Origin of the sequence: Trichocoleus sp. FACHB-262, assembly GCF_014696035.1 — a bacterium.
In the GTDB taxonomy this organism is placed as follows: Bacteria; Cyanobacteriota; Cyanobacteriia; order FACHB-46; family FACHB-46; genus Trichocoleus.
Genome location: NZ_JACJPK010000096.1, coordinates 1 through 19,569, shown reverse-complemented (window position 1 = coordinate 19,569; position 19,569 = coordinate 1). Strand labels below are relative to the sequence as shown.

Annotated in this window: 23 protein-coding genes and 1 pseudogene; 17 read left to right on the top strand and 7 right to left on the bottom strand. The window is 48.9% G+C overall.

Annotated elements, in window-relative coordinates:
- The 9 genes and pseudogenes from H6F68_RS22380 to H6F68_RS22340 all read left to right on the top strand — a co-directional run.
- Positions 1 to 137, top strand: a pseudogene (locus H6F68_RS22380) (IS1 family transposase); the annotation flags it as partial.
- 54 nt (positions 138 to 191) lie between these two features.
- Complete coding sequence (locus tag H6F68_RS22375) at positions 192 to 1,505, top strand: MFS transporter (RefSeq protein ID WP_190562442.1); 1,314 nt, start codon at positions 192 to 194, stop codon at positions 1,503 to 1,505.
- 311 nt (positions 1,506 to 1,816) lie between these two features.
- Complete coding sequence (locus H6F68_RS22370; protein ID WP_190562440.1) at positions 1,817 to 3,187, top strand: LLM class flavin-dependent oxidoreductase; 1,371 nt, start codon at positions 1,817 to 1,819, stop codon at positions 3,185 to 3,187.
- An 86-nt stretch (positions 3,188 to 3,273) separates the two neighbouring features.
- Positions 3,274 to 4,221, top strand: coding sequence for a TauD/TfdA family dioxygenase (locus H6F68_RS22365; protein ID WP_199300248.1), 948 nt, complete (start codon positions 3,274 to 3,276; stop codon positions 4,219 to 4,221).
- Between the two features lie 60 nt (positions 4,222 to 4,281).
- A complete protein-coding gene (locus tag H6F68_RS22360; protein WP_190562438.1) occupies positions 4,282 to 5,382 on the top strand; it encodes an aliphatic sulfonate ABC transporter substrate-binding protein in 1,101 nt (366 codons plus the stop codon).
- A 17-nt stretch (positions 5,383 to 5,399) separates the two neighbouring features.
- A complete protein-coding gene (locus H6F68_RS22355) occupies positions 5,400 to 6,128 on the top strand; it encodes a 2-phosphosulfolactate phosphatase (RefSeq protein ID WP_190562444.1) in 729 nt (242 codons plus the stop codon).
- 71 nt (positions 6,129 to 6,199) lie between these two features.
- A complete protein-coding gene (locus H6F68_RS22350) occupies positions 6,200 to 6,646 on the top strand; it encodes a beta-lactamase hydrolase domain-containing protein (RefSeq protein WP_190562436.1) in 447 nt (148 codons plus the stop codon).
- An 80-nt stretch (positions 6,647 to 6,726) separates the two neighbouring features.
- On the top strand, positions 6,727 to 7,005 hold the full coding sequence (locus tag H6F68_RS22345; RefSeq protein ID WP_190562434.1) for a hypothetical protein: 279 nt from the start codon (positions 6,727 to 6,729) through the stop codon (positions 7,003 to 7,005).
- Positions 7,005 to 7,391, top strand: coding sequence for a tautomerase family protein (locus tag H6F68_RS22340; RefSeq protein WP_190553700.1), 387 nt, complete (start codon positions 7,005 to 7,007; stop codon positions 7,389 to 7,391). Before H6F68_RS22345 ends, H6F68_RS22340 begins: the two co-directional genes overlap by 1 nt.
- Positions 7,392 to 7,400: 9 nt before the next feature.
- On the opposite strand, the gene H6F68_RS22335 is transcribed toward H6F68_RS22340, so the two are convergent.
- Complete coding sequence (locus H6F68_RS22335) at positions 7,401 to 7,607, bottom strand: hypothetical protein (RefSeq protein WP_190553699.1); 207 nt, start codon at positions 7,605 to 7,607, stop codon at positions 7,401 to 7,403.
- A 112-nt stretch (positions 7,608 to 7,719) separates the two neighbouring features.
- On the opposite strand from H6F68_RS22335, the gene H6F68_RS22330 reads away from it, so the two are divergent.
- Positions 7,720 to 8,418, top strand: a complete 699-nt coding sequence (locus tag H6F68_RS22330) for an HAD family hydrolase (RefSeq protein ID WP_190562432.1) — start codon at positions 7,720 to 7,722, stop codon at positions 8,416 to 8,418.
- Here the strand turns inward: H6F68_RS22330 and H6F68_RS22325 are convergent.
- Positions 8,331 to 8,834: a GNAT family N-acetyltransferase gene (locus tag H6F68_RS22325; RefSeq protein ID WP_190562430.1), complete on the bottom strand. Its 504-nt coding sequence runs from the start codon at positions 8,832 to 8,834 to the stop codon at positions 8,331 to 8,333. The genes H6F68_RS22330 and H6F68_RS22325 overlap by 88 nt on opposite strands.
- A gap of 141 nt (positions 8,835 to 8,975) precedes the next feature.
- Between H6F68_RS22325 and H6F68_RS22320 the strand changes: the two genes are divergently transcribed.
- Complete coding sequence (locus tag H6F68_RS22320) at positions 8,976 to 9,359, top strand: hypothetical protein (RefSeq protein WP_206755551.1); 384 nt, start codon at positions 8,976 to 8,978, stop codon at positions 9,357 to 9,359.
- A gap of 184 nt (positions 9,360 to 9,543) precedes the next feature.
- Here H6F68_RS22320 and H6F68_RS22315 read toward each other — a convergent pair whose 3' ends face one another.
- Together H6F68_RS22315 and H6F68_RS22310 are read right to left on the bottom strand one after the other, a co-directional pair.
- Positions 9,544 to 10,524, bottom strand: a complete 981-nt coding sequence (locus H6F68_RS22315; RefSeq protein WP_190562426.1) for an aldo/keto reductase — start codon at positions 10,522 to 10,524, stop codon at positions 9,544 to 9,546.
- A gap of 68 nt (positions 10,525 to 10,592) precedes the next feature.
- Positions 10,593 to 11,855 (bottom strand): MFS transporter, encoded by a 1,263-nt coding sequence (locus tag H6F68_RS22310; RefSeq protein ID WP_190562424.1) that lies wholly within the window; start codon positions 11,853 to 11,855, stop codon positions 10,593 to 10,595.
- 552 nt (positions 11,856 to 12,407) lie between these two features.
- Between H6F68_RS22310 and H6F68_RS22305 the strand changes: the two genes are divergently transcribed.
- The 4 genes from H6F68_RS22305 to H6F68_RS22290 are packed head-to-tail and all read left to right on the top strand — an operon-like array spanning position 12,408 to position 15,650.
- Complete coding sequence (locus tag H6F68_RS22305; protein WP_190562422.1) at positions 12,408 to 14,204, top strand: iron uptake porin; 1,797 nt, start codon at positions 12,408 to 12,410, stop codon at positions 14,202 to 14,204.
- 47 nt (positions 14,205 to 14,251) lie between these two features.
- Complete coding sequence (locus H6F68_RS22300; protein ID WP_190562420.1) at positions 14,252 to 14,587, top strand: SDR family NAD(P)-dependent oxidoreductase; 336 nt, start codon at positions 14,252 to 14,254, stop codon at positions 14,585 to 14,587.
- Complete coding sequence (locus tag H6F68_RS22295; protein ID WP_190562418.1) at positions 14,572 to 15,081, top strand: winged helix-turn-helix domain-containing protein; 510 nt, start codon at positions 14,572 to 14,574, stop codon at positions 15,079 to 15,081. The genes H6F68_RS22300 and H6F68_RS22295 overlap by 16 nt, the downstream gene beginning before the upstream one ends.
- A gap of 5 nt (positions 15,082 to 15,086) precedes the next feature.
- On the top strand, positions 15,087 to 15,650 hold the full coding sequence (locus H6F68_RS22290; protein WP_190562416.1) for an IS630 family transposase: 564 nt from the start codon (positions 15,087 to 15,089) through the stop codon (positions 15,648 to 15,650).
- Positions 15,651 to 15,938: 288 nt separating this feature from the next.
- Here H6F68_RS22290 and H6F68_RS22285 read toward each other — a convergent pair whose 3' ends face one another.
- Complete coding sequence (locus tag H6F68_RS22285; RefSeq protein WP_190562413.1) at positions 15,939 to 16,655, bottom strand: hypothetical protein; 717 nt, start codon at positions 16,653 to 16,655, stop codon at positions 15,939 to 15,941.
- 13 nt (positions 16,656 to 16,668) lie between these two features.
- Entirely contained in the window at positions 16,669 to 17,202 is a 534-nt protein-coding gene (locus H6F68_RS22280) for a hypothetical protein (RefSeq protein ID WP_190562411.1), read from the bottom strand.
- A 659-nt stretch (positions 17,203 to 17,861) separates the two neighbouring features.
- Between H6F68_RS22280 and H6F68_RS22275 the strand changes: the two genes are divergently transcribed.
- Positions 17,862 to 18,578 (top strand): DNA/RNA non-specific endonuclease, encoded by a 717-nt coding sequence (locus tag H6F68_RS22275; RefSeq protein WP_242065617.1) that lies wholly within the window; start codon positions 17,862 to 17,864, stop codon positions 18,576 to 18,578.
- A gap of 171 nt (positions 18,579 to 18,749) precedes the next feature.
- Here the strand turns inward: H6F68_RS22275 and H6F68_RS22270 are convergent, their stop codons facing one another.
- The gene (locus tag H6F68_RS22270; protein WP_190562407.1) at positions 18,750 to 19,163 is read right to left on the bottom strand and encodes a DUF732 domain-containing protein; all 414 of its coding nucleotides are present in this window, start codon (positions 19,161 to 19,163) and stop codon (positions 18,750 to 18,752) included.
- Positions 19,164 to 19,364: 201 nt separating this feature from the next.
- On the opposite strand from H6F68_RS22270, the gene H6F68_RS29855 reads away from it, so the two are divergent.
- Positions 19,365 to 19,569 (top strand): nuclease A inhibitor family protein (locus tag H6F68_RS29855; protein ID WP_206755552.1); only part of this gene is annotated, 205 nt, incomplete at its 3' end.

Here is a 19,569-nt window from a genome sequence, read left to right as displayed (position 1 = left end):
ATACCCGACTGAGGCATTATTTAGCACGATTGCACCGGAAGACCTTGTGCTACTCCAAATCAGTTGAGATGTTGAAGTGTTCACTTCGGTTGCTGCTGCATTATTTGAAGTATCGGACAATTCCTCTCTCAGCTTAAATCATTACCTATTCAGCAACGCCCAAATATTCACTATTTTTCAATTTTTTCACCATGTGGTTTAGAAAAAAACGCGCGGCGAATGATGAATTCGCCCATCCTCCTGATCCGTTTCTAGCGCTCCGATTCCGCGATTATCGGATGTTTGTCCTAGCACGGGTCTTTTTGTTTATTGGCTTCCAGATCCGCAACATCGCTGTCGGCTGGGAACTTTACGAACGCACTGGATCAGCTTTGGCCTTGGGTGGTGTCGGCTTAGTGCAGGTCGTACCCGTTATGGTTCTGACTCTGTTTGCGGGGCATTTAGCCGATCGCAACGATCGCAAACGGATCATGCTCCTGACAACGCTGGTCATGGGTCTGTCATCCCTGGGGCTAGCGGTGCTCTCCTACACGCAAGGGGCAATTCCGTTGGTCTATGCCTGTTTATTCGTCACGGGAATTGCCAGAGCCTTCAATAAACCTGCGGCGGATGCGTTGGGCTGGGAGTTGGTTCCTACTCATGCTTACACTAATGCTGCCACCTGGAATAGCAGCAGTTTCCAACTGGCAGCGGTCTTTGGCCCTGCTTTAGGTGGACTGGCGATCGCAGCTCAAGGCAGTGCCACAGCAGCTTATCTTTTAGCGGCGACCTCAGCCCTGCTCTGCTTCAGTCTGGTTGCCATCATGCGCGATCATTCCACCACTCGTTCGACCGAACCTTTGTCGGTGAAGGCACTATCAGCGGGGGCAAAATTTGTTTGGCAAAACCAACTGATTCTGGCGGCGATCGCTCTGGATCTATTTGCGGTGCTGTTGGGTGGAGCAGTCGCCCTGTTGCCTATTTACGCCAAAGATATCCTTAAAGTTGGGCCTGTTGGGTTGGGCTGGCTGCAAGCGGCCCCTTCCATTGGGGCACTCGTGATGGCCGCAACTTTGACCTATTTACCACCCTTTCGCAAAGCAGGCCAAGCGCTCCTGTGGTCCGTGGTTGGCTTTGGCGTTGTGACAATTATCTTTGGGTTGTCTCGCTGGTTCTGGCTATCTCTGTTGATGCTGGCTCTGAGCGGTGCGCTGGATAATATCAGCGTTGTCATCCGTCACACCTTAGTTCAGATTCGCACTCCCAATGAGTTACGGGGCCGAGTGGCTGCAATCAACGGTGTCTTTATCAGCGCCTCCAATGAGCTGGGAGCCTTTGAATCAGGTTTAGCCGCAGCACTCTTGGGGCCAGTGTTAGCAGTGGTCAGTGGGGGTGTGGGTACAATCGCGGTTGTGATCGCCACAGCCCTGATTTTTCCCAACCTGCGGAAGTTGGGGGCTTTGCATGAGTACAGGTCTGGTTCCGCTTCTCCATCCGAACCGGATACTGGAAACCAAACAGCTTGAAGCGATCGCTTACCATCCAATTAGCCCTCTTAAATTTAATCTTGACTAAATCGATAGATATACCGGAGAATAACTCTATCGATATTTAGTTCGATACCCTAACAGTTTGTGAATTTCAATCTAGAACGATTGAACGGGAGTGGAGTTAAGCAGGCTCCTGAACACAGCCCTCCAGAATTAACTAGCAATTGAGTTGTTTGAGCACGAGCGATTGAGAGTCAATCGCTTCAGTTTGTGATTGCGCCTAGAAAACAAGAACAGTCAGACTTGGCGCTAGTTGGCGATCGCCTATCAATGGGAGAGAGACTTGCATGAGTAAAAAGAGACAGCTAAGATTAGGGGCATTTTTGCCTGGTTCAGGACATCATGTGGCGTCATGGCGACATCCGGAGGCTCAAGCCGATGGAGGATTAAATTTTCAACACTATAAGCAGATTGCCCAAACCGCAGAACGGGGCAAGTTTGACATGCTCTTTCTAGCAGATGGCGTGGCAGTGCGCGATCGCGGGCAAACTTCTGAGGAATTGAGTCGATCGGGGAAGGTGGTGCATTTTGAACCTTTTACCCTCCTGTCTGCTCTGTCTGCGGTCACGGAACGGATTGGTCTCACTGCCACCGTTTCCACCACCTACAACGAACCGTTTCATCTCGCTCGTAAGTTTGCCTCTCTTGATTATCTCAGTGGCGGTCGCGCAGGTTGGAACTTGGTGACCTCTGCCACGGAAGCGGAAGCGCTCAATTTCAACCGTGACAAGCACATGGAGCATACGCTGCGGTATGAGCGGGCTCGTGAGTTTGTGGAGGTCGTCACCAAGCTTTGGGATAGTTGGGAAGATGATGCTTTTGTGCGTGACAAAGACTCTGGCGTTTACTTTGAAGCAGATAAGTTACATATCCCTAACCACAAAGGCACTCACTTCTCGGTGCGGGGTCCCCTAAATGTGGCCCGTCCGATTCAGGGATATCCGGTGCTGATTCAAGCGGGATCGTCGGAGGATGGCAAAAATCTGGCAGCCCAAACCGCAGAGGTGATCTTTACCGCGCAACAAACTTTAGAAGAAGCTCAGGCATTCTATGCCGATGTTAAAGGGAGATTAGCGCAGTATGGCCGCAATCCCGACCATCTAAAGATTATGCCTGGCGTGTTTCCGGTAATCGGGAGAACCGAGCAGGAAGCCAAGGAGAAATTCCAGCAGATTCAAGATTTAATTCACCCACAGGTCGGGTTGGCTTTGCTGAGTGGAATGATTGGTGGCTTTGATTTATCTCAATATCCTTTAGATGGCCCCTTGCCCGATTTGCCAGAAACCAACGGTGGTAAGAGTCGCCAAAAACTACTGACTGATTTGGCCCGTCGAGAGAACTTGACCATCCGCCAACTGTATCAAGCGATCGCAGGGGCTCGCGGACATCGCCAGATTCTCGGTACACCAGAACAGATTGCCGATCAACTAGAAGAGTGGTTCGTCAACGATGCCGCCGATGGCTTCAACATTATGCCGCCCTATCTCCCTGGTGGACTCGATGAATTTGTCGATCTCGTGATTCCGGAACTCCAACGTCGCGGTCTGTTCCGCACCGAATACGAAGGCAGCACCCTGCGGGAAAATTTGGGTCTCCCTCGCCCTACCAATCAGTTTATCCAAGCAAATGCACCTGAGCTAGTGGGTGCCTCTGCTTGATGTCATTAGCAGTTAATTGTTAAGAGGCGCGATCGCCCTTCTCCCTCACCTAGAAATCACCAACCTATTTGTAATCGGAGTCGATCATGAGTGCAGTTTTAAGCCAAGACACCAAGACGATCGCTTCCCAAAGCTTTGAAGTCAAACCGATCGCTGGACGCATTGGAGCCAAGATTATCGGGGTTGATCTCAGTGCCGATCTCAGTGATGCAGTAATTCAAGAGATCCGCCAAGCTTTAGTCCAATACAAAGTCATCTTCTTCCGGGGACAAACGCTAGATGCGGATGGGCAAGTTACCTTTGCTCGGCGCTTTGGCGAAGTCACGACGGCTCATCCCACGGTGCCCTCTCTCCCCGGACATCCCGAAGTTTTAGACCTTGATTATGGCCGTACCGCGGCTCGTGCCAACAACTGGCATACAGATGTCACCTTTGTCGATCGCCCACCCCTTGGTTCTGTGTTACGCGCGATCGAGATTCCTCCCGCAGGTGGCGATACCATCTGGGCCAACAGTGTCACCGCTTATCAAGACTTGCCCGATCACCTCCGGAATCTCGCCGATCGCCTCTGGGCAGTCCACAGCAACGCCTACGACTATGCCGAAGCTGCGGTCAACTTATCGGAAGAACTGAAAGCCTACCGGAAAGTTTTTACCTCCACGGTTTACGAGAGCTTGCATCCGGTGGTGCGCGTGCATCCGGAATCCGGTGAGCGGGGGTTATTCATTGGCGGGTTTGTTCGCCAGATTCAGGGTCTATCCACCACCGAATCTGATCATATCCTGCGGCTGCTGCAATTCTATGTTACTCGTCCAGAAAACACCGTCCGTTGGCGCTGGAAAGTCGGAGATGTCGCTTTCTGGGATAACCGTGCCACTCAACACTACGCGATCGCGGATTATGGTAATCAACCCCGTCGAGTCCAACGAGTCACGATCGCTGGGGATCTCCCAGTGGGGATTGATGGTCAGCAGAGCCAAGCGGTTAAGGGAGATTCTTCTACCTATACGCCTCCTGTCGCGGTCACTGCCTAAACCAGTTTAGCTAAACATTTCGTTCCAGATTTATGTATCTTTTTTGTTAGGTATTGATCAGTGTGGAGTCTCAACAAAACATTTTCAGCTTGGCAACGCTCAAAAATCACACGGCGATCGGCCTTATTCTGCATCGGTTATTCTCTGGCTCTCTCTACTTCTCTAGCAAGTTGTACTGCCCCGTCGGATAACGCGGCCCAATCACAGGGCACTTCTGCCAATGTCAGTACTGCTAGTAACAGCGGCGGTGGGAAGCAAGAATTTCGAGTGGTGCGCTCTAAACAATTGTCCTCCCTAGCTGTGTTAGAACAACAAGGCACTCTGGACAAAGCACTAGAGCCGCTAGGATTCACGGTGAAATGGACCGAGTTTGCTGCGGGTCCCCAACAACTAGAGGCTCTGAATGCGGGCAGTTTGGATATTGCCCACACCGCTGAGTCTCCAGCAATTTTTGCTCAAGCGGCAGGAGCCCCGTTGGTCTACGTCGCCACAACGCACACCAATGGCAAGCCTGTGGCCCTGTTAGTACCCAAAAACTCACCTGTGAAGAGTATTGCTGACTTGAAGGGCAAACGGATTGCCTTCCAAAAAGCATCTATCGGTCACTACTTGTTGGTGAAAGCCTTAGAACAAGCAGGTCTGACACTGAATGATGTGGAGTCTGTCTTTCTGCCGCCACCCGAAGCGAACGTAGCATTTTCTCAGGGCAAGGTCGATGCTTGGTTCATCTGGGACCCATATATCACTAGAGCCGAGCAAAGCGGTGCAGGACGGATTCTGATCGATGGCGAGAAGTTACGAGATACACGCAATTTCTACACGACAAGTCGTAAGTTCTACCAAGCTCATCCGGAAGTGATCAAGGTGTTTCTGGAAGAACTCGAAAAGACGGAAGATTGGTCTAGAAACCATCCCAAAGAAATGGCTCAACTGCTAGCGCCTCTGACTCAGCTTGATCCCGCCACTTTGGAAATCATGCACGGGAAATATAACTATGGGCTGCAACCAATTACGGAAGCTGTGATCACCAAACAAGAGGAGGTTGCTGGTCTGTGGTACAGCTTGAAGTTGATTCCCAAGCAAGTGAACGTCCGCGATGGGTTTCTCACACCAGAAGAGTATGCTAAATTCACGCCTCAAGAGGTGCTAGCCAAGAAGTAGAGCGCGATCGCGACTTGGTGAATTTTTTTAATCAATCTCACTTTGAAATTCGGTGTGAGTGGGGAGTCAGAGGCGTTGAGCAACTGGCTCCTATTAGTGATGTCGTGATCATTGTCGATGTGCTTTCATTTTCAACCTGTGTTGAAATTGCCACCAGTCGAGGAGCGATCGTCTTTCCTTACCTCTGGAACCATGACACTGCTGAGGCATTTGCCAAATCGGTTGATGCAGAATTAGCGGGTAAGCGAGGCAGCCACAGCCTTTATTCACTATCTCCTGTCTCCTTGAGCCAGATTCCCTGCGGAACTCGACTAGTGTTGCCTTCGCCGAATGGTTCAACCCTCAGTCTGGCTACTGGAGCCACTCCCACCCTGGCAGGATGTTTGCGTAATAGTCGGGCAGTGGCATTAGCTGCAATGAACTATGGTCAGTGGATTGCAGTTATTCCTGCGGGAGAAAAGTGGCAAGATGGTAGTCTCCGTCCTTGCTGGGAAGATTTAGTGGGAGCAGGGGCAATTATCTCTCAGCTTCAGGGTCATTGCTCACCAGAAGCAGAAATGGCGGTGAGTGCTTATCGTCAGGCTGAACCTAATCTGAGATGCCTTTTAGAGAAATGCGGTTCTGGTCAAGAATTAATTGGTAAAGGATTTGCAGCAGATGTTGATCTAGCGGCAGAGTTGAATGTAAGTGAGGCTATAGCAACTTTGCGCGATCGCGCTTATAGATGCCTCGTTGATTCAGTCTAAGCAGGTTTCAGGCAATAAAGATAGCATGACAATGTCCACAAATAGTGTCTAAAGATAGGAGGTTTTAGATCATGGTTAAACCCATTAATCAAGAGTTTAGTGCTGCGGGACAGGTGACACCTGAGGAACTAGAGCAAGCTGCCCAAGCAGGATTTAAATCAGTCTTGAATGTGCGATCGCCTGAGGAACAAGGTTTTATCAATGAAGAGGCACAAATTGCCACCTCTTTGGGATTAGCTTACGCCAATGCTCCCCTAGCGATCGCGACGCTAGAGGAAGCTCAACTCGCCGCCATTGTCACTGAACTGGATAAACTACCAAAACCAACGCTAATTCACTGTGCAGGTGGCTTGCGAGCCAGTGCCGTGGCGCTTCTGAGTATTGCCCAACAAGAAGGATTGACTTCGGAGCAAACCATAGAACGAGCCCAGGCAGCCGGGATCGATCTCGATGCGAATCCCAAGCTAAAACAGGCGCTAGAGCAAGCGATCGCCAATAACCCCAAAGCCAACTCCTAGCAATAGCAGCCATCAGGCAATTGTGTCATTTATGATGAAGTTATCCCGATACATTGCTAGGTGCTCGCTCTTTTAGGCGTATGGATAGTTTTCTCACGGCTGTAGACACACAAACAGTACTTTTAGTGGCAGCGATCGCAATTTCGCTGTTGTTTCTCAGACTTATGTTTAAAGTTCTAAATGCCAGTTGGGGGTCGATCTTGGCGATCGCCGCGATCGTGCTGGTGTTGCAATACGCTTTTGGCATTGCTCCGAATCAGTTGTTGACGGAGATTAGCCAACTTCCCCAAGATTTAATTCAGTTTGTGCAAAACTTCAATTTGCCAGAACTCAGTAGCCTCTACAGCCAGGGATCGTAATGGTACAGGTCAAAGTTTATGGCTTGAGATCCGAGCTTGACCCCATCAAACCCCAGCTTTCCGAGGTTATTCATTCCTGTATTGTAGATGCTCTGCAATATCCGCCGGACAAGCGAGCACATCGTTTTTTCCCGCTTGATGCCTCAGATTTCTTCTATCCCGCAGGTCGAACAGAGCGTTATACCATTCTTGAGTTGAGTATGCTGGAAGGCCGCAGTGTAGAAGCTAAGAAGCGGTTAATTCGTCTCCTATTTGAGCGAGTTCAACCGTTAGGCATCTCATCTCAAGATCTAGAAATTACTATTTTTGAAACCCCTAAACATAACTGGGGTTTTCGTGGGTTGCCTGGAGACGAACATCAGCTCAACTACACTATTGAAATATAGCTCTATCATTTACGGCTTGCGGGTTTCAGAGCTTTTATTTTTCCACTTCAAATACGACTCAATGGTGGGGAAATATTGCACTGTTCCATCCAAGCCTTCCGGTCTGCCCTTCAGATATCCCTCTAAATAAACAGAGCCTTGCATTTGGGGTAATAACCCACGCTCGCGATCGCGACAACCCTGTTGATAATGTTGCTCTCTTAAGTGCTCAAACATAGGATGTCCTAACTGTAGAGTTTAGGTTTAACTTCCACTTCTACAATAGACATTCCGCCTGATAGAATCAAATGTTCTTCTTTCTCAGAACCATTAATTAAAGTGATTAAACATGCCCATCACTGCGATCTTGTTTGACCTAGATGGAACACTCACAGATCCCAAACCAGGCATTACTCGCAGTATTCAGCACGCCCTCTCCGAATTGGGGTACCCGTCACCCGCTGCTAATGACTTACTTTGGTGTATTGGGCCACCGTTGCAACAAAGTTTCGCCACGCTCCTACACACCTCAGATAAGGTTTTGATTGATCGAGCCGTGACGCTTTATCGCGATCGCTATGCCACGATTGGGTTATTTGAGAATTCTCTCTATCCGCAAATTGTAGAAACGCTAGAAACGATGCGGGCGGCTGGTTATCAAACTTTGGTCGCCACCTCAAAACCGCAGATTTACGCCCTCCGAATTGTTGAGCACTTTAAGCTAACAACCCTGTTTGACGGTGTATATGGTAGCGAACTCGATGGCACTCGCAGTGAAAAAGACACTTTGATTGCTTACATCCTCAAGACCGAACAGCTTGCGCCTGCTAACACGGTGATGGTTGGCGATCGCAAGCATGACATGATTGGTGCCAAACGGAATCGGATGGGCGCGATCGGAATCACCTACGGTTATGGAACGGTGGAGGAGCTAGAACTGCATGGTGCTGATCGGCTGGCTCACTCACCCGCTGAGATCCCAACAGTCCTGCTGGACTGCGATCGCCTGTCCGTGACTTCAAGTAGTGCTTTGTCGAATACCAACTGAGTTTTGCAGGACTGGTAGCTAACGTTCTTGTAGAACTGGTGGGCAGCCTGGCGCTGAGTATTGGAACGAACCACCATACGGCTACAGTTTTGTTTCTGTGCCCACTGTTCAGCATGCTGAAGTAATAACCGCCCAATCCTCTGCCCGCGGTAGTTCTGATGCACGATCAGCCCACCGATTTCGGCAACTCGACCCACCAATAAGGATTCGCGGGCATAAACATGCACCCAACCGACAGCGGAGACGCTCGATGAATGGGCTATATAAACCGCATGGTTTCGGTCCCCTTCCAGACGTTTTAGACGCTCCTGTACGGCCCGAGGAGAGGAGAAATAGCCTAGCTGCTCTGCCAGTGGGGCGATCGCGGCTGCATCCTCAGACATGGCTAAACGAATAAATAGATCAGGCTGAAGCATGATAGAAAAGCTCGCCAGAAGAATCTTAAGAAAAAATTGTCAAAAGATAGGTGCAAAAGTCAAAAAAATTGTTCAGACTGAATATTAGCAAGGTTCAATCTGAACAATTTGGCCCAGTTCTGATCGTTAATTAGGAGACTAATGATGAAGCAAGTGCTTTTTGGTAGCTTGTCTGCTGTTGCTATGGCGATCGCCGCAGCCGCAACCCCCACGATCGCCGCTGAATTAACCACATCCAACGGGGCAAACAGCAGATTAGTTCGGCAAACACCTCCTGTAACCTTAGTAAACTTGGCTCAACAAGGCCATTTCCGTAATCGGGGAATTCCTTCTAGCCAAGCCTTGACTCAAGCGATCGCGGCAGGACAAGTGACTCCAGAATCCTTGGTGCAAGCAGGAATTCAGAATAACTTAGTCAACTCAGACACCTTAAATAATCAGAGCTACCTGAACGTGATTGAGGTGCAGTTCCGCGAAATTGTGCAGGACTTTGTGATCTCCTCTAGTGATATTTCTGACGAATGAGATCCCCTCTGCTCAGCTATTTCCAGTGTTGGGACTGCAAATAGGAAGTGGGTAGTAGGTTCATGCTGATGGTTGGGAGAAATTTTTTTGGCTTAATACTACGGTAAGTCAATAGAGATACTGTAGATAAGCCTGAGTATCCCACAGCCAATTTAGAAAAGCAAGCCTTCTGGTCTGCTTCTGATTAGCCATGACCCAATACTGGATGAGGTCGGTAGGGTTGCTCCAGAGCAGCAAGTTCAGTGGCATCTAAAGTGAGGTCGATCGCGGCGATCGCATCCTCTAGGTGTTGCAGTTTGCTTGCACCAATGATCGGTGCTGTCACGCCAGGCTGGTGTAATAGCCACGCCAAGGCAATCTGCGCTGGAGCAACTCCCCGATTTTTTGCCAATTCTACGACTCGATCGACGACTTGAAAATCACCTTCCTCGTAGTACAGCCGATGGGCAAAGTCATCGGATTTGGCTCGCGCTGTGGCTCCGTCTCCTCGTTGCTGCCGATTCCCTGCTAAGAAGCCTCGTGCTAGCGGACTCCAAGGAATCACACCAATTCCCTGATCTCGACATAAGGGAAGCATTTCTCGCTCCTCTTCGCGGTAGACCAAGTTGTAATGATTTTGCATGGAAACAAACCGCGTCCAGCCATGCAAATCAGCGGTGTAGAGAGCTTTGGCAAACTGCCAGGCATACATACTTGACGCACCAATGTACCGTACTTTGCCAGATTTCATGACATCATGCAGCGCTTCTAGGGTCTCTTCAATCGGTGTTTCATCATCCCAACGGTGGATTTGATAGAGATCCACATAATCGGTTTGCAACCGTTGTAGAGAGGCATCAATGCTATCGAAGATATGTTTGCGGGATAAGCCGCGATCATTGGGGCCATTGCCCATTGGGTTATAAACTTTGGTGGCAATTACCACTTGATCCCGCTGGGCCAAGTCTTTCAGCGATCGCCCTAAAACTTCTTCGCTCACGCCTTTGGAGTACATATCCGCTGTATCAAAAAAGTTGATCCCAGCTTCCAAAGCCTGTTGGATAAAGGGACGGCTTTCCGCTTCAGGCAAAACCCAATCTCGCCACTGCGGAGAACCATAGGTCATGGTTCCTAAACAAATGCGAGAAACCTTTAAACCAGTTTTTCCCAGGTTGATATATTGCATCCCTCAACATCTCCTCTCTGACTTTTTTTACTGCTATCCCATTTTTACCTTCGGTGCCCTCACCCCTCCTAATGCAATTCTTGTTGAATCCAACGAGAGACGGCAGGTAATTGTTGACTGAACCAAATTGACCCCAAAATGCAAATGCTGCCACAGACAACCAGCGTACTGGGGGCACCGATCGCCTGGGCTAAACTGCCTGCCAACAAATTACTCAGAGGCAACATCCCCACCAGCGACAGGGCATAAAAGCTCATAACTCGGCCCCGCTTGCTATCCTCTACCAGAGTTTGAATCACAGTATTGCTGCTAGCCACCTGAAGCGTGCTGCTACTCCCCACCAACACCAACAGGAGCAGCGAGACCCATACAATTCTGGATTGTGAAAAGGCAATTAATCCCAGGCCAATTGTCGCAGGACAGAAGGCAATTAACCGCTCTAATCCTTCAGTGCCTCGTCGCAGGGTGAGATAAACACAGGCAAATACTGAGCCAATCGCGCCAGATGCGGTGAGGAAGCCCATGACCTCTGGGCCACCTTGAAGGATATCGGCTGCAAAGACAGGCAGAAGTGCCATGTAAGCAATGCCAAACAGACCTTGCACTGTTAGCAACAACAGAATTGAGCGAATGGGGACAAAATCGTAGATATAAACCAGCCCCTCTTTGAGCCTTTGCCAAGTCCCGCTGTTTTGGCTCTCAGTCGGTTGGGTCGCCAGTCGCATGGCACAGAGAGCCGCGATCGCCGCTACATAACTGAGGCTGTCGTAGAGAAAACAGTATCCTGCACCGACTGTGGCTAGCAAAATTCCACCAATTGCTGGGCCAATCAGTCGAGAACTACTGAGCATGGCAGAATTCAGGGCGATCGCATTGCTCAAGTCTTCGCGATCGTTCACCATTTCTACTACAAAGGCATGGCGCACAGGCATATCCAGACCTTTTACCACCCCTGCCAGAATGCTGAGAATTAGAAGGGACTCAAAACTAGACCACCCCAAAAACGTGAGAACGGTTAAGGCCAGAGAAACGGCAATCCCCATAACCTGCGCCAGCAACAACAAAGATTTGCGGCTCCAGCGATCGGATAAAACCCCGGAGAAAGGAGCCAGAATCAGCGTGGGTAGAAAGCCCAGAAATCCAGTTAAACCCAGTAACCATGCGGAATGGGTCAGGTCATAGATCACCCAAGGCACAGCTACCTGGGTCATAAATGTGCCTGAGAGGGAGAAGATTTGCCCAATGAAATAGAGGCAAAAATTGCGCGATCGCAAGGCAGGTAGTTGCTGGCTCACCTGAAACCAGATTTTTTGTAGTCCGTTCAATTGCATAGCAAACGATTTCCGTGACCTCCGAAGCGTGAATTGCCGCGTCGGAGATGGCTGCTTTTAAAAAAGATAAAATTAATCGTTGACCAAATTGTTAGATTATCTAACTGATATGTGGAGCTATTGTCTGCCAAAGTAATTGGTTTAGTCAAGGCTCCATAGCATCAGGTGGCCTAAATCGATCCTAAGGATGAGAAAGAAGATTAGATCGAGTTGGGCCTAATTGAGAGATTTCACCAAAAATCTGAAACCGATGTGCTTGCTTTTCACTCATCTGTATGTAACGATGACTTCTACAAGAAAATACTGTAATCCCATCGACTTACCGTAGATTTTGGCCGATTGCAGTTCTGTATATCTCTTGTCCTAAGCATGACGAGCAAGGTTTAGCACTGCCGAATCAAGAACGAGTTTCTACTAGATTCAGCGATGACAGAATTCTTGAAATCTAGTTTGGCAGCGCGATCGCAGACGCTGCTAATTTGACGCATCCAAGTGGGTGCTCACTCATTACTCATGACTATTACTTACGACTGGAGGGAACGAAAGTTTATTATGTCGCAACATCGGTGGCAATTGCGTGAGGTGCGGTTGAGTCTGCTTGGCTTAGGAGTTTTAGGGCTATTGTTGATTCCTGCCCGCAGTTGGGCAAATACGCCAGAATCTCCAGCTTCAACAGAACAGCAGGCCGCGATCGCATACGTTACGCCTCAACCACAACCTGTCCCTTCCCCAAACATTCCTAGCAGCGAGCCTAGCAGCGAGAGCGTTCAGATCTCTCAAGCTGCCCTTTCTAGCCAAGCTGTCCCTCCTAGCAGCGAACCTATTTCTACTATTGATACATCTATCACGCCTAGCCCGGCGTTATCTCAGATTACGTCTGTATCTCAGCTTTCGGATGTCACTCCTACCGATTGGGCGTTTCAAGCCCTCCAGTCTTTAGTTGAGCGCTACGGCTGTATTGCAGGATATCCCGATGGCACATATCGCGGCAATCGATCGCTCTCTCGCTATGAATTTGCCGCAGGTTTAAATGCTTGCTTAGACCGCGTGAATGAGCTAATTGCTGCGGCTACAGACGGCCCCACGGCTGAAGATTTGGCAACGCTTCAGCGGTTACAAGAAGAGTTTAGCGCTGAACTGGCAACCTTGCGAGGTCGAGTTGATGCCTTGGAAGCCCAGACTGCCAAGCTAGAACAGCAGCAGTTCTCGACCACTACCCAGCTCAGAGGAGACGCAACTTTCATCGTGGCGGATACCTTTGGCGATCGCGCGAATAATACGCCCCAAGACGATACGAGAGATGAGACAACTGCCTTTTTCGCCCAGCGTACCCGCCTGACGTTGCAAACCAGCTTCACCGGAAAAGACCAACTGACCACAGGCTTACAGGCCAGCAATATCCCTAACTTTTCTTCCCAAACGGAAACGCAAATGACGCGGTTTGGGTTTGAGAGACAGGGTGCCTTTGAGGATAACGATTTGTTTCTCGATCGCTTGTATTATCGCTTTCCGGTAAATGACAAGCTAACTGCTTGGATTGGTCCGAGAGCGTTGCAACCCGCTGTCTTTTTACCAACTCTCAACCCCCTAGTAGGCGGACCCACAGGAGCAAGTTCTCGCTTTGCCGCCTTCAACCACACCTTGTATCGGCCTGGGTTTGATGGTGCGGGTGCTGCTGTTTCCTACAAGTTTAATCCCCAATTGCAACTCGGTCTGGGCTACATAGTAGATAATAACCAGGCTAGCCAACCTGAAAACGGTCGAGGGATCTTTGAAGGCAATAATCTCGCCATTGCTCAGTTAACCTTCTCCCCCAGTCGTCAGTTTGATCTGGGACTGACTTATGGACGCAAGTATTTTGGTAACAATACAGGTTTTAACCTCACGGGTGGCACAGGCAGCGCCTTTGCCAGAAACCCATTTGACCAAAGAGCCACAGCCTCCGATAACTTTGGTGTGGAGTTTAACTGGAGAGCCCGTCCCACACTCAATCTGAGTGGTTGGTTTGGGTACACTCGCGCTCATCAATTAAGTGGAGGAGATAACGATGCCACCATCTTACACGGGGCACTTACAGTCGCATTCCCAGATCTGTTTGCCAAAGGGAATTTAGGGGGATTCGTGGTTGGGGTGCCGCCAAAAGCGACTAGCAACGATTACCGCTCTAGACCCAGAGCGGCTCCTCGTGAAGATGTCGATACCTCACTGCACCTGGAAGCTTTCTACACGTTCCGGCTAACAGACAACATTAGTGTCACCCCGAATGTCTTTGTTGTGACTGCACCAGAACATAACGACGCAAATGATGCGATTTGGGTGGGTGCCCTGCGGACGAACTTCTCTTTCTAGCCCCTCATTTTTTCTCACCATCTATTAGATCAATTAGGAGGTAAGTCATGAGTTTGGAATTAAGTTTAGCGGGTAAAACCGCGATCGTGACTGGAGGCAGTGCAGGGATTGGGTTTACCATTGCGAAAGCGCTGTATCGTGAAGGAGTCAGTGTCGCGATCGCGGCTCGGAATCCAGAGCGATTGGAGCAAGCTGCTCAGGCAATTCGCGAGTTACCCAATCAGGGAAACCAAGTGCTTGCAATCATCGCGGATCTCTCCCAAGCCGAGGGAGTGGATACCGTGGTGTCAAAGACATTAGCAGCCTTCGGTCAAATTGATATCTTATACGGTTTCCGTCTAACAGTACCTGCTATTAAGATGCGGAGATGGGAAGAATCTTAGAACTAGTGGACCATTTGAGTTCAGAGGAGCTCCAGCAGCACTATCGCAGGGCGACAGACCCCGTCGAGTTGCGTCGCTGGCATCTGTTGTGGTTAATCTCTCAGCACTGGTACGTCAAGGATGCTGCGGCAACGGTCGGTCTCAACTACGACTACGCCCGAGCGATTGTGCATCGCTATAACCGAGAGGGCACCACCAGCATCAGCAATCGTCGCCGAGGGCATCAGCGTCCTCGGCGAGCCCTACTCAACCAAGCCCAGCGGCAAGAATTAGAGCAAGCCCTGCAAGCCCCACCCAGTGATGGGGGTCTCTGGAGCAGTCGTAAGGTAGCCGATTGGATCGCTCGAAGAACAGGACGCAGCGAGGTCAGGGCACAACGAGGATGGGACTATCTGCAACGTCTAGAACGAAGCTTGCAAAGTCCTCGACCTCAGCATGTTCAAGCAGACCCCGAAGCCCAAGCGGCCTTTAAAGAAACTTCTCCCCCCGTCTGAGCCAGTTGCAACAAACCTATCCCCAAGCCAGGATTGAGGCTTGGGCGATGGATGAGCATCGCTTAGGACTCAAACCGATTCAGCGTCGCGTCTGGGCCAAGCGAGGGCAACGCCCGATCGCCTTAGTTCAGCATCGCTACCAATGGCTGTATTTGTATGCTTTCGTGCATCCTCAAAGTGGGCAAACGGAATGGTTCATCCTGCCTCGAGTGAATGTAGCTTGGTTCAATGCGGCGCTGGCTGCTTTTGCCCAAGCAGTGGGAGCGGGACTGCATCGACAGATTTTGTTAGTCCTCGATGGAGCGGGCTGGCATCGCTCCGCAAAGGTGGTAGTGCCGGAAGGAATTCATCTGGAATTCTTGCCCCCTTACTCACCAGAACTACAGCCTGCGGAGCGCTTATGGCAGTTGAGTGATGAACCCATTGTCAATCGGCATTTCGAGGACTTGGATACCCTAGAAGCCGTGCTGGCGCAACGATGTCTCACCTTGTCTAACCTGCCCCAGCTGATTCATCAGCACACCCACTTTCACTGGTGGAGAGAAGCTGAAAATAGTAGGGGTTTGTGAAGCGGAAACCGTATGAGGCGATCGCCTCCGCTAGCCAAGCATAAATCTCCTGCTTCTGTTGCAAGTTCAACCGTTGTAGAGTGGCACGAAGCGATGCTAAAGAAGGTTTGCGTGGCATGGCAAATTCTTGTGTAACTTCAGTCGTTATTTCCCTGGTTACACAAGAAGCTTTATTCAAGTAGCCCTGCGATCTTGTGTAATCCCCATCCGTACTCGCTAGCCCTCTGACTTAAGTAAGCTGCGATCTTGTGTAACTTTCTTCCCTAGTTACACAAGATGAAACTGACATCAAATCTTTTCAACCCTGGAGGTTTCCTGAGGAGGTAGAGCTTTAATCCAAACCTCTGACTCATAAAACTCCCCTGGCTGCTCTAACTCAAAGCCCCCCAACAGTAATCCTAGCCATAGGTTGACCCAAGATATTCCCAGTCCTTGATACAACTGCTGGAGGGAAATCCTCGGTTCTCGCTGCTGCTGAAGCCACTGACTGATCGCTTGGCCCCACTCTGCGACTGCCTCTTCATGCGCGATCGCCCAGACTAAATCTGCCTCAGCGGGTTGCTCCTCCTCTCCTCCCGTGTCTACGACCCACTCCTCTAGCCACTCTAAGATCACATCCTTATCCACCAGCGCTGCAACTGATCCTGCTGCCACATCCTCTGCTGTTCCTCGCTTCGCTTTCCGTTGACGTGGAGGAGCAGGCTCCATCAACTCGCCTAAATCCACGCTCATTGTCTGGCGCACCACATCCGCAAAGAAACCCTGTGCAACAACCGGATCACGGTAAGCATCCTCCCATTCCGTAATCAATACCTCTGCCCGCACGGCACATAACTCAGCCACCCGCAGCAGCGCTTCCCCCGCTACTTGTAACTGTTCTTGCTCTGGCGCTTGGGCGATCGCCACTTCCATCTGCCCCAACAACTCTGCCACATTCGCTTGCTCTGGCATGAGCTGAGCTGCTCTTAAGGCATCCCACAGCGGTAGTTCTAGTTGCTGGTTCATCTTGACTCCTCTCTTACTGACAGCGCCTCCAGGCCTCCAGATGAGTCGCCTGGTAAGCACAAGGACGGATCGGGCACTGAGATACCGAATGCTGTTGCTCATGGGCATAGCGCTCAAACCCACCGCGCCGCCCTTCACCGTATTGCTGGTACAACGCCTCTAGTAATTGACGCGCATACTCCTTCACTAACCGAGGTGGGATCCCAAAAGTATGTTGGGGTTGCGTCATTGCCGTCGGCTGATTTCCTACCCACAGCTCGGCACACATCGCATGAATCACCACCTCATCATTCGCTTGCCGAGGCTGGTCTACATAAGTATGGAGGACCACATAAGGCACCTCAGGAACCGGAAGCACAATTTCTGCAAGCTGAGATCGCCGTCTCACACCTTGACCTCGTCCCGTCCGGTAATAGGAGCGCCGGCTATGACAGAGAGCATCTTGCCAGCAGCCATTACCTCCAACGGTGGCATCGTGAAGTTTTCGAGCTTCCGCTGCCGTCAGTAAGCTACAGGCCCAACATGTTTCGTTTGGCGATCGCCCCATCTTCGTTGAGTTTGAAAAGCTTCCTTATTATGGCGAGCCCAGTAAAAAATTGGTCGTGCTGATAATAATCTTAGAATAATTAGATAGAGATAAGTGAAGTTATGCAGCTTTTAATTAATAAATTGAGCTATTAACAAAACTACTGTTCCTCTTTTGTCATTAAGTAAAAAGAAGTGGCTCAAGCGCAGTCGAGCTAATTTTATATCTAAGACTGAAAGTAAGCGAAAGGTATTTATTACTATTTATCAACTGGCGGGGCCTGTAAATCTGGCAACGTCAAAATAGCATATTCAGTTCCTAAAATTGAAGGCTCTTCAATTTTAGGATGTTAATTCTTTATAGATTTTTTCCAACAACAACTAATTTCCTTCTCTATTTTTGCAAATATTTCTGAGCTAAGGAATAAACTTTAATTAACCCTTATCTTAATTTTAATCTTGGTAAATTAGTTTCTATAAGGTTGCTCACAAGAGTTCAACAAAGAGCAAACAAAATAGCTTTGCTCAGTTCAGTATTTTATTTTTTAGTTGTTGACTCCTATGCTTCCAGTTCTCACTTCGAAATCATTGACGAAGCTAAAAAACAAGTTTCTATGGGTATTACCTCTATCTATCTTATTGAGTGAGGGACTTCCTGCTTTTGCGGGAGTACATCTAACAATGGGAAACCCAAGTGGTGCTACAACGAGCACTACGAATTCCACAAACTACTTAATGGAAAAAGCGCAGTATGCCTTGTCTTATAACAACTCTAAACGGATTGCTAACTGGGTAAGCTGGCAATTAAATAACTCTTGGTTGGGTAGCGCTCCCCGTCAGGATGATTTTCGTGCTGACACTACTCTACCCAGTGGTTGGTACCGAGTTGTTAGCTCCGATTACACAGGTAGTGGTTACGATCGCGGCCATATGTCTCCTTCTGCCGATCGCACTAATACAATTACTAATAACTCTGCCACTTTTTTAATGACCAATATCTTGCCCCAAGCCCCTGATAATAATCAGGGATACTGGGCGAGTTTAGAGAGCTATGCGCGATCGCTAGTGACCAATCAGGGTAAAGAACTCTACATTATATCTGGAGGGTATGGTCAACTAAGCACCATCGCAGGAGGCAAAATTTCTGTTCCTTCTCGACTCTACAAAATTATTGTGGTCACCAATCCGGGCACAGGAGCTACAGGAGTCACAACATCAACTCGTGTGATTGCCATCGACACACCGAATGTGAATGGCAACCGATATGCAGACTGGGGAACCTACCGGACCACAGTAGATGCTATTGAATCTAAAACAGGCTACAACTTCCTCTCCAATGTCAGTTCCTCTGTGCAATCTGTAGTTGAGTCTAGAGTAGACAGTGGCCCCACCCAATAGTTGAACGTTGGCTCAACTCGCTTCCAAGCCCTTACTTTTGTAAGGGCTCTACAACTCAATTGAGAAATTAGCAAGAACAAACTCTTAAAAACTCCTAGAGCCACAAGCCTGTCAGTTGATCTATCTACGTTCAAACTTACATATGATCTTCTGCTACTAATTAGCTTGGCACTAGTTATCAAAGCCTGGGCAATAGTATCTAGGGGCGATTGCATTAATCATGTTGATATCAGCAGGAGATTGAGTTTTGCGAAATTCAATAAAAGTACCGAGATCGAGAGCATTACAAACATCTTTAGCTTTTTGTACGATCGCTTGTGGATTGCTGCTAGTTAGAGGTAGTAAACTAGGGCTTTCATCAGGATATGTTTCCAATAAACTTCTATAATCTCTGATGAAGTTTTGATCAGTTGCAGATAAGGGTTGAATGGTCTCTGGAGTTCCACACAAATCATCCAGTTTTAGAATGATACCGTCTGGCCTCTGCATATGACAAATAGTATCTTTAGGATCTGCAATGACTGGAAAAACTGGGGCGGATGAGGTCTCTATCAGCTCTCCAAAAGCAGGACTGGCAACAATCATGATTATGAGGCCACTAATAGCAAACAAGGTTGGTTTAAGCTGATTAGAATACTCCATGAAATCAAATATCATCTTAGGACAATGTTAGTTATAACAAAAATTGCGACATCAATAGGAACTCTGAATTCAATGAATTTGACAATAAGCCAATCTTGGCACTATGTTTTCTAGCTAATATCTAGATATAAAAGAGAGTGCGAGATGAGTGTAGTTGAATCACTGAAAAAATCAAGTGAGGGACTGCTCATGACAAGTGAGTCAGATTGCCCGTTTGAAGTATTTTTATGGGAAGGCCAAGCCCAAGAGCCTTTAACTATCGAAAAGCTACTCCGCCTTACAGACCACTTACAAAATTCTCCGGCTGAAATTATAGAACTAGAGTATTTTTTTCGTAACCTAGCTCAAG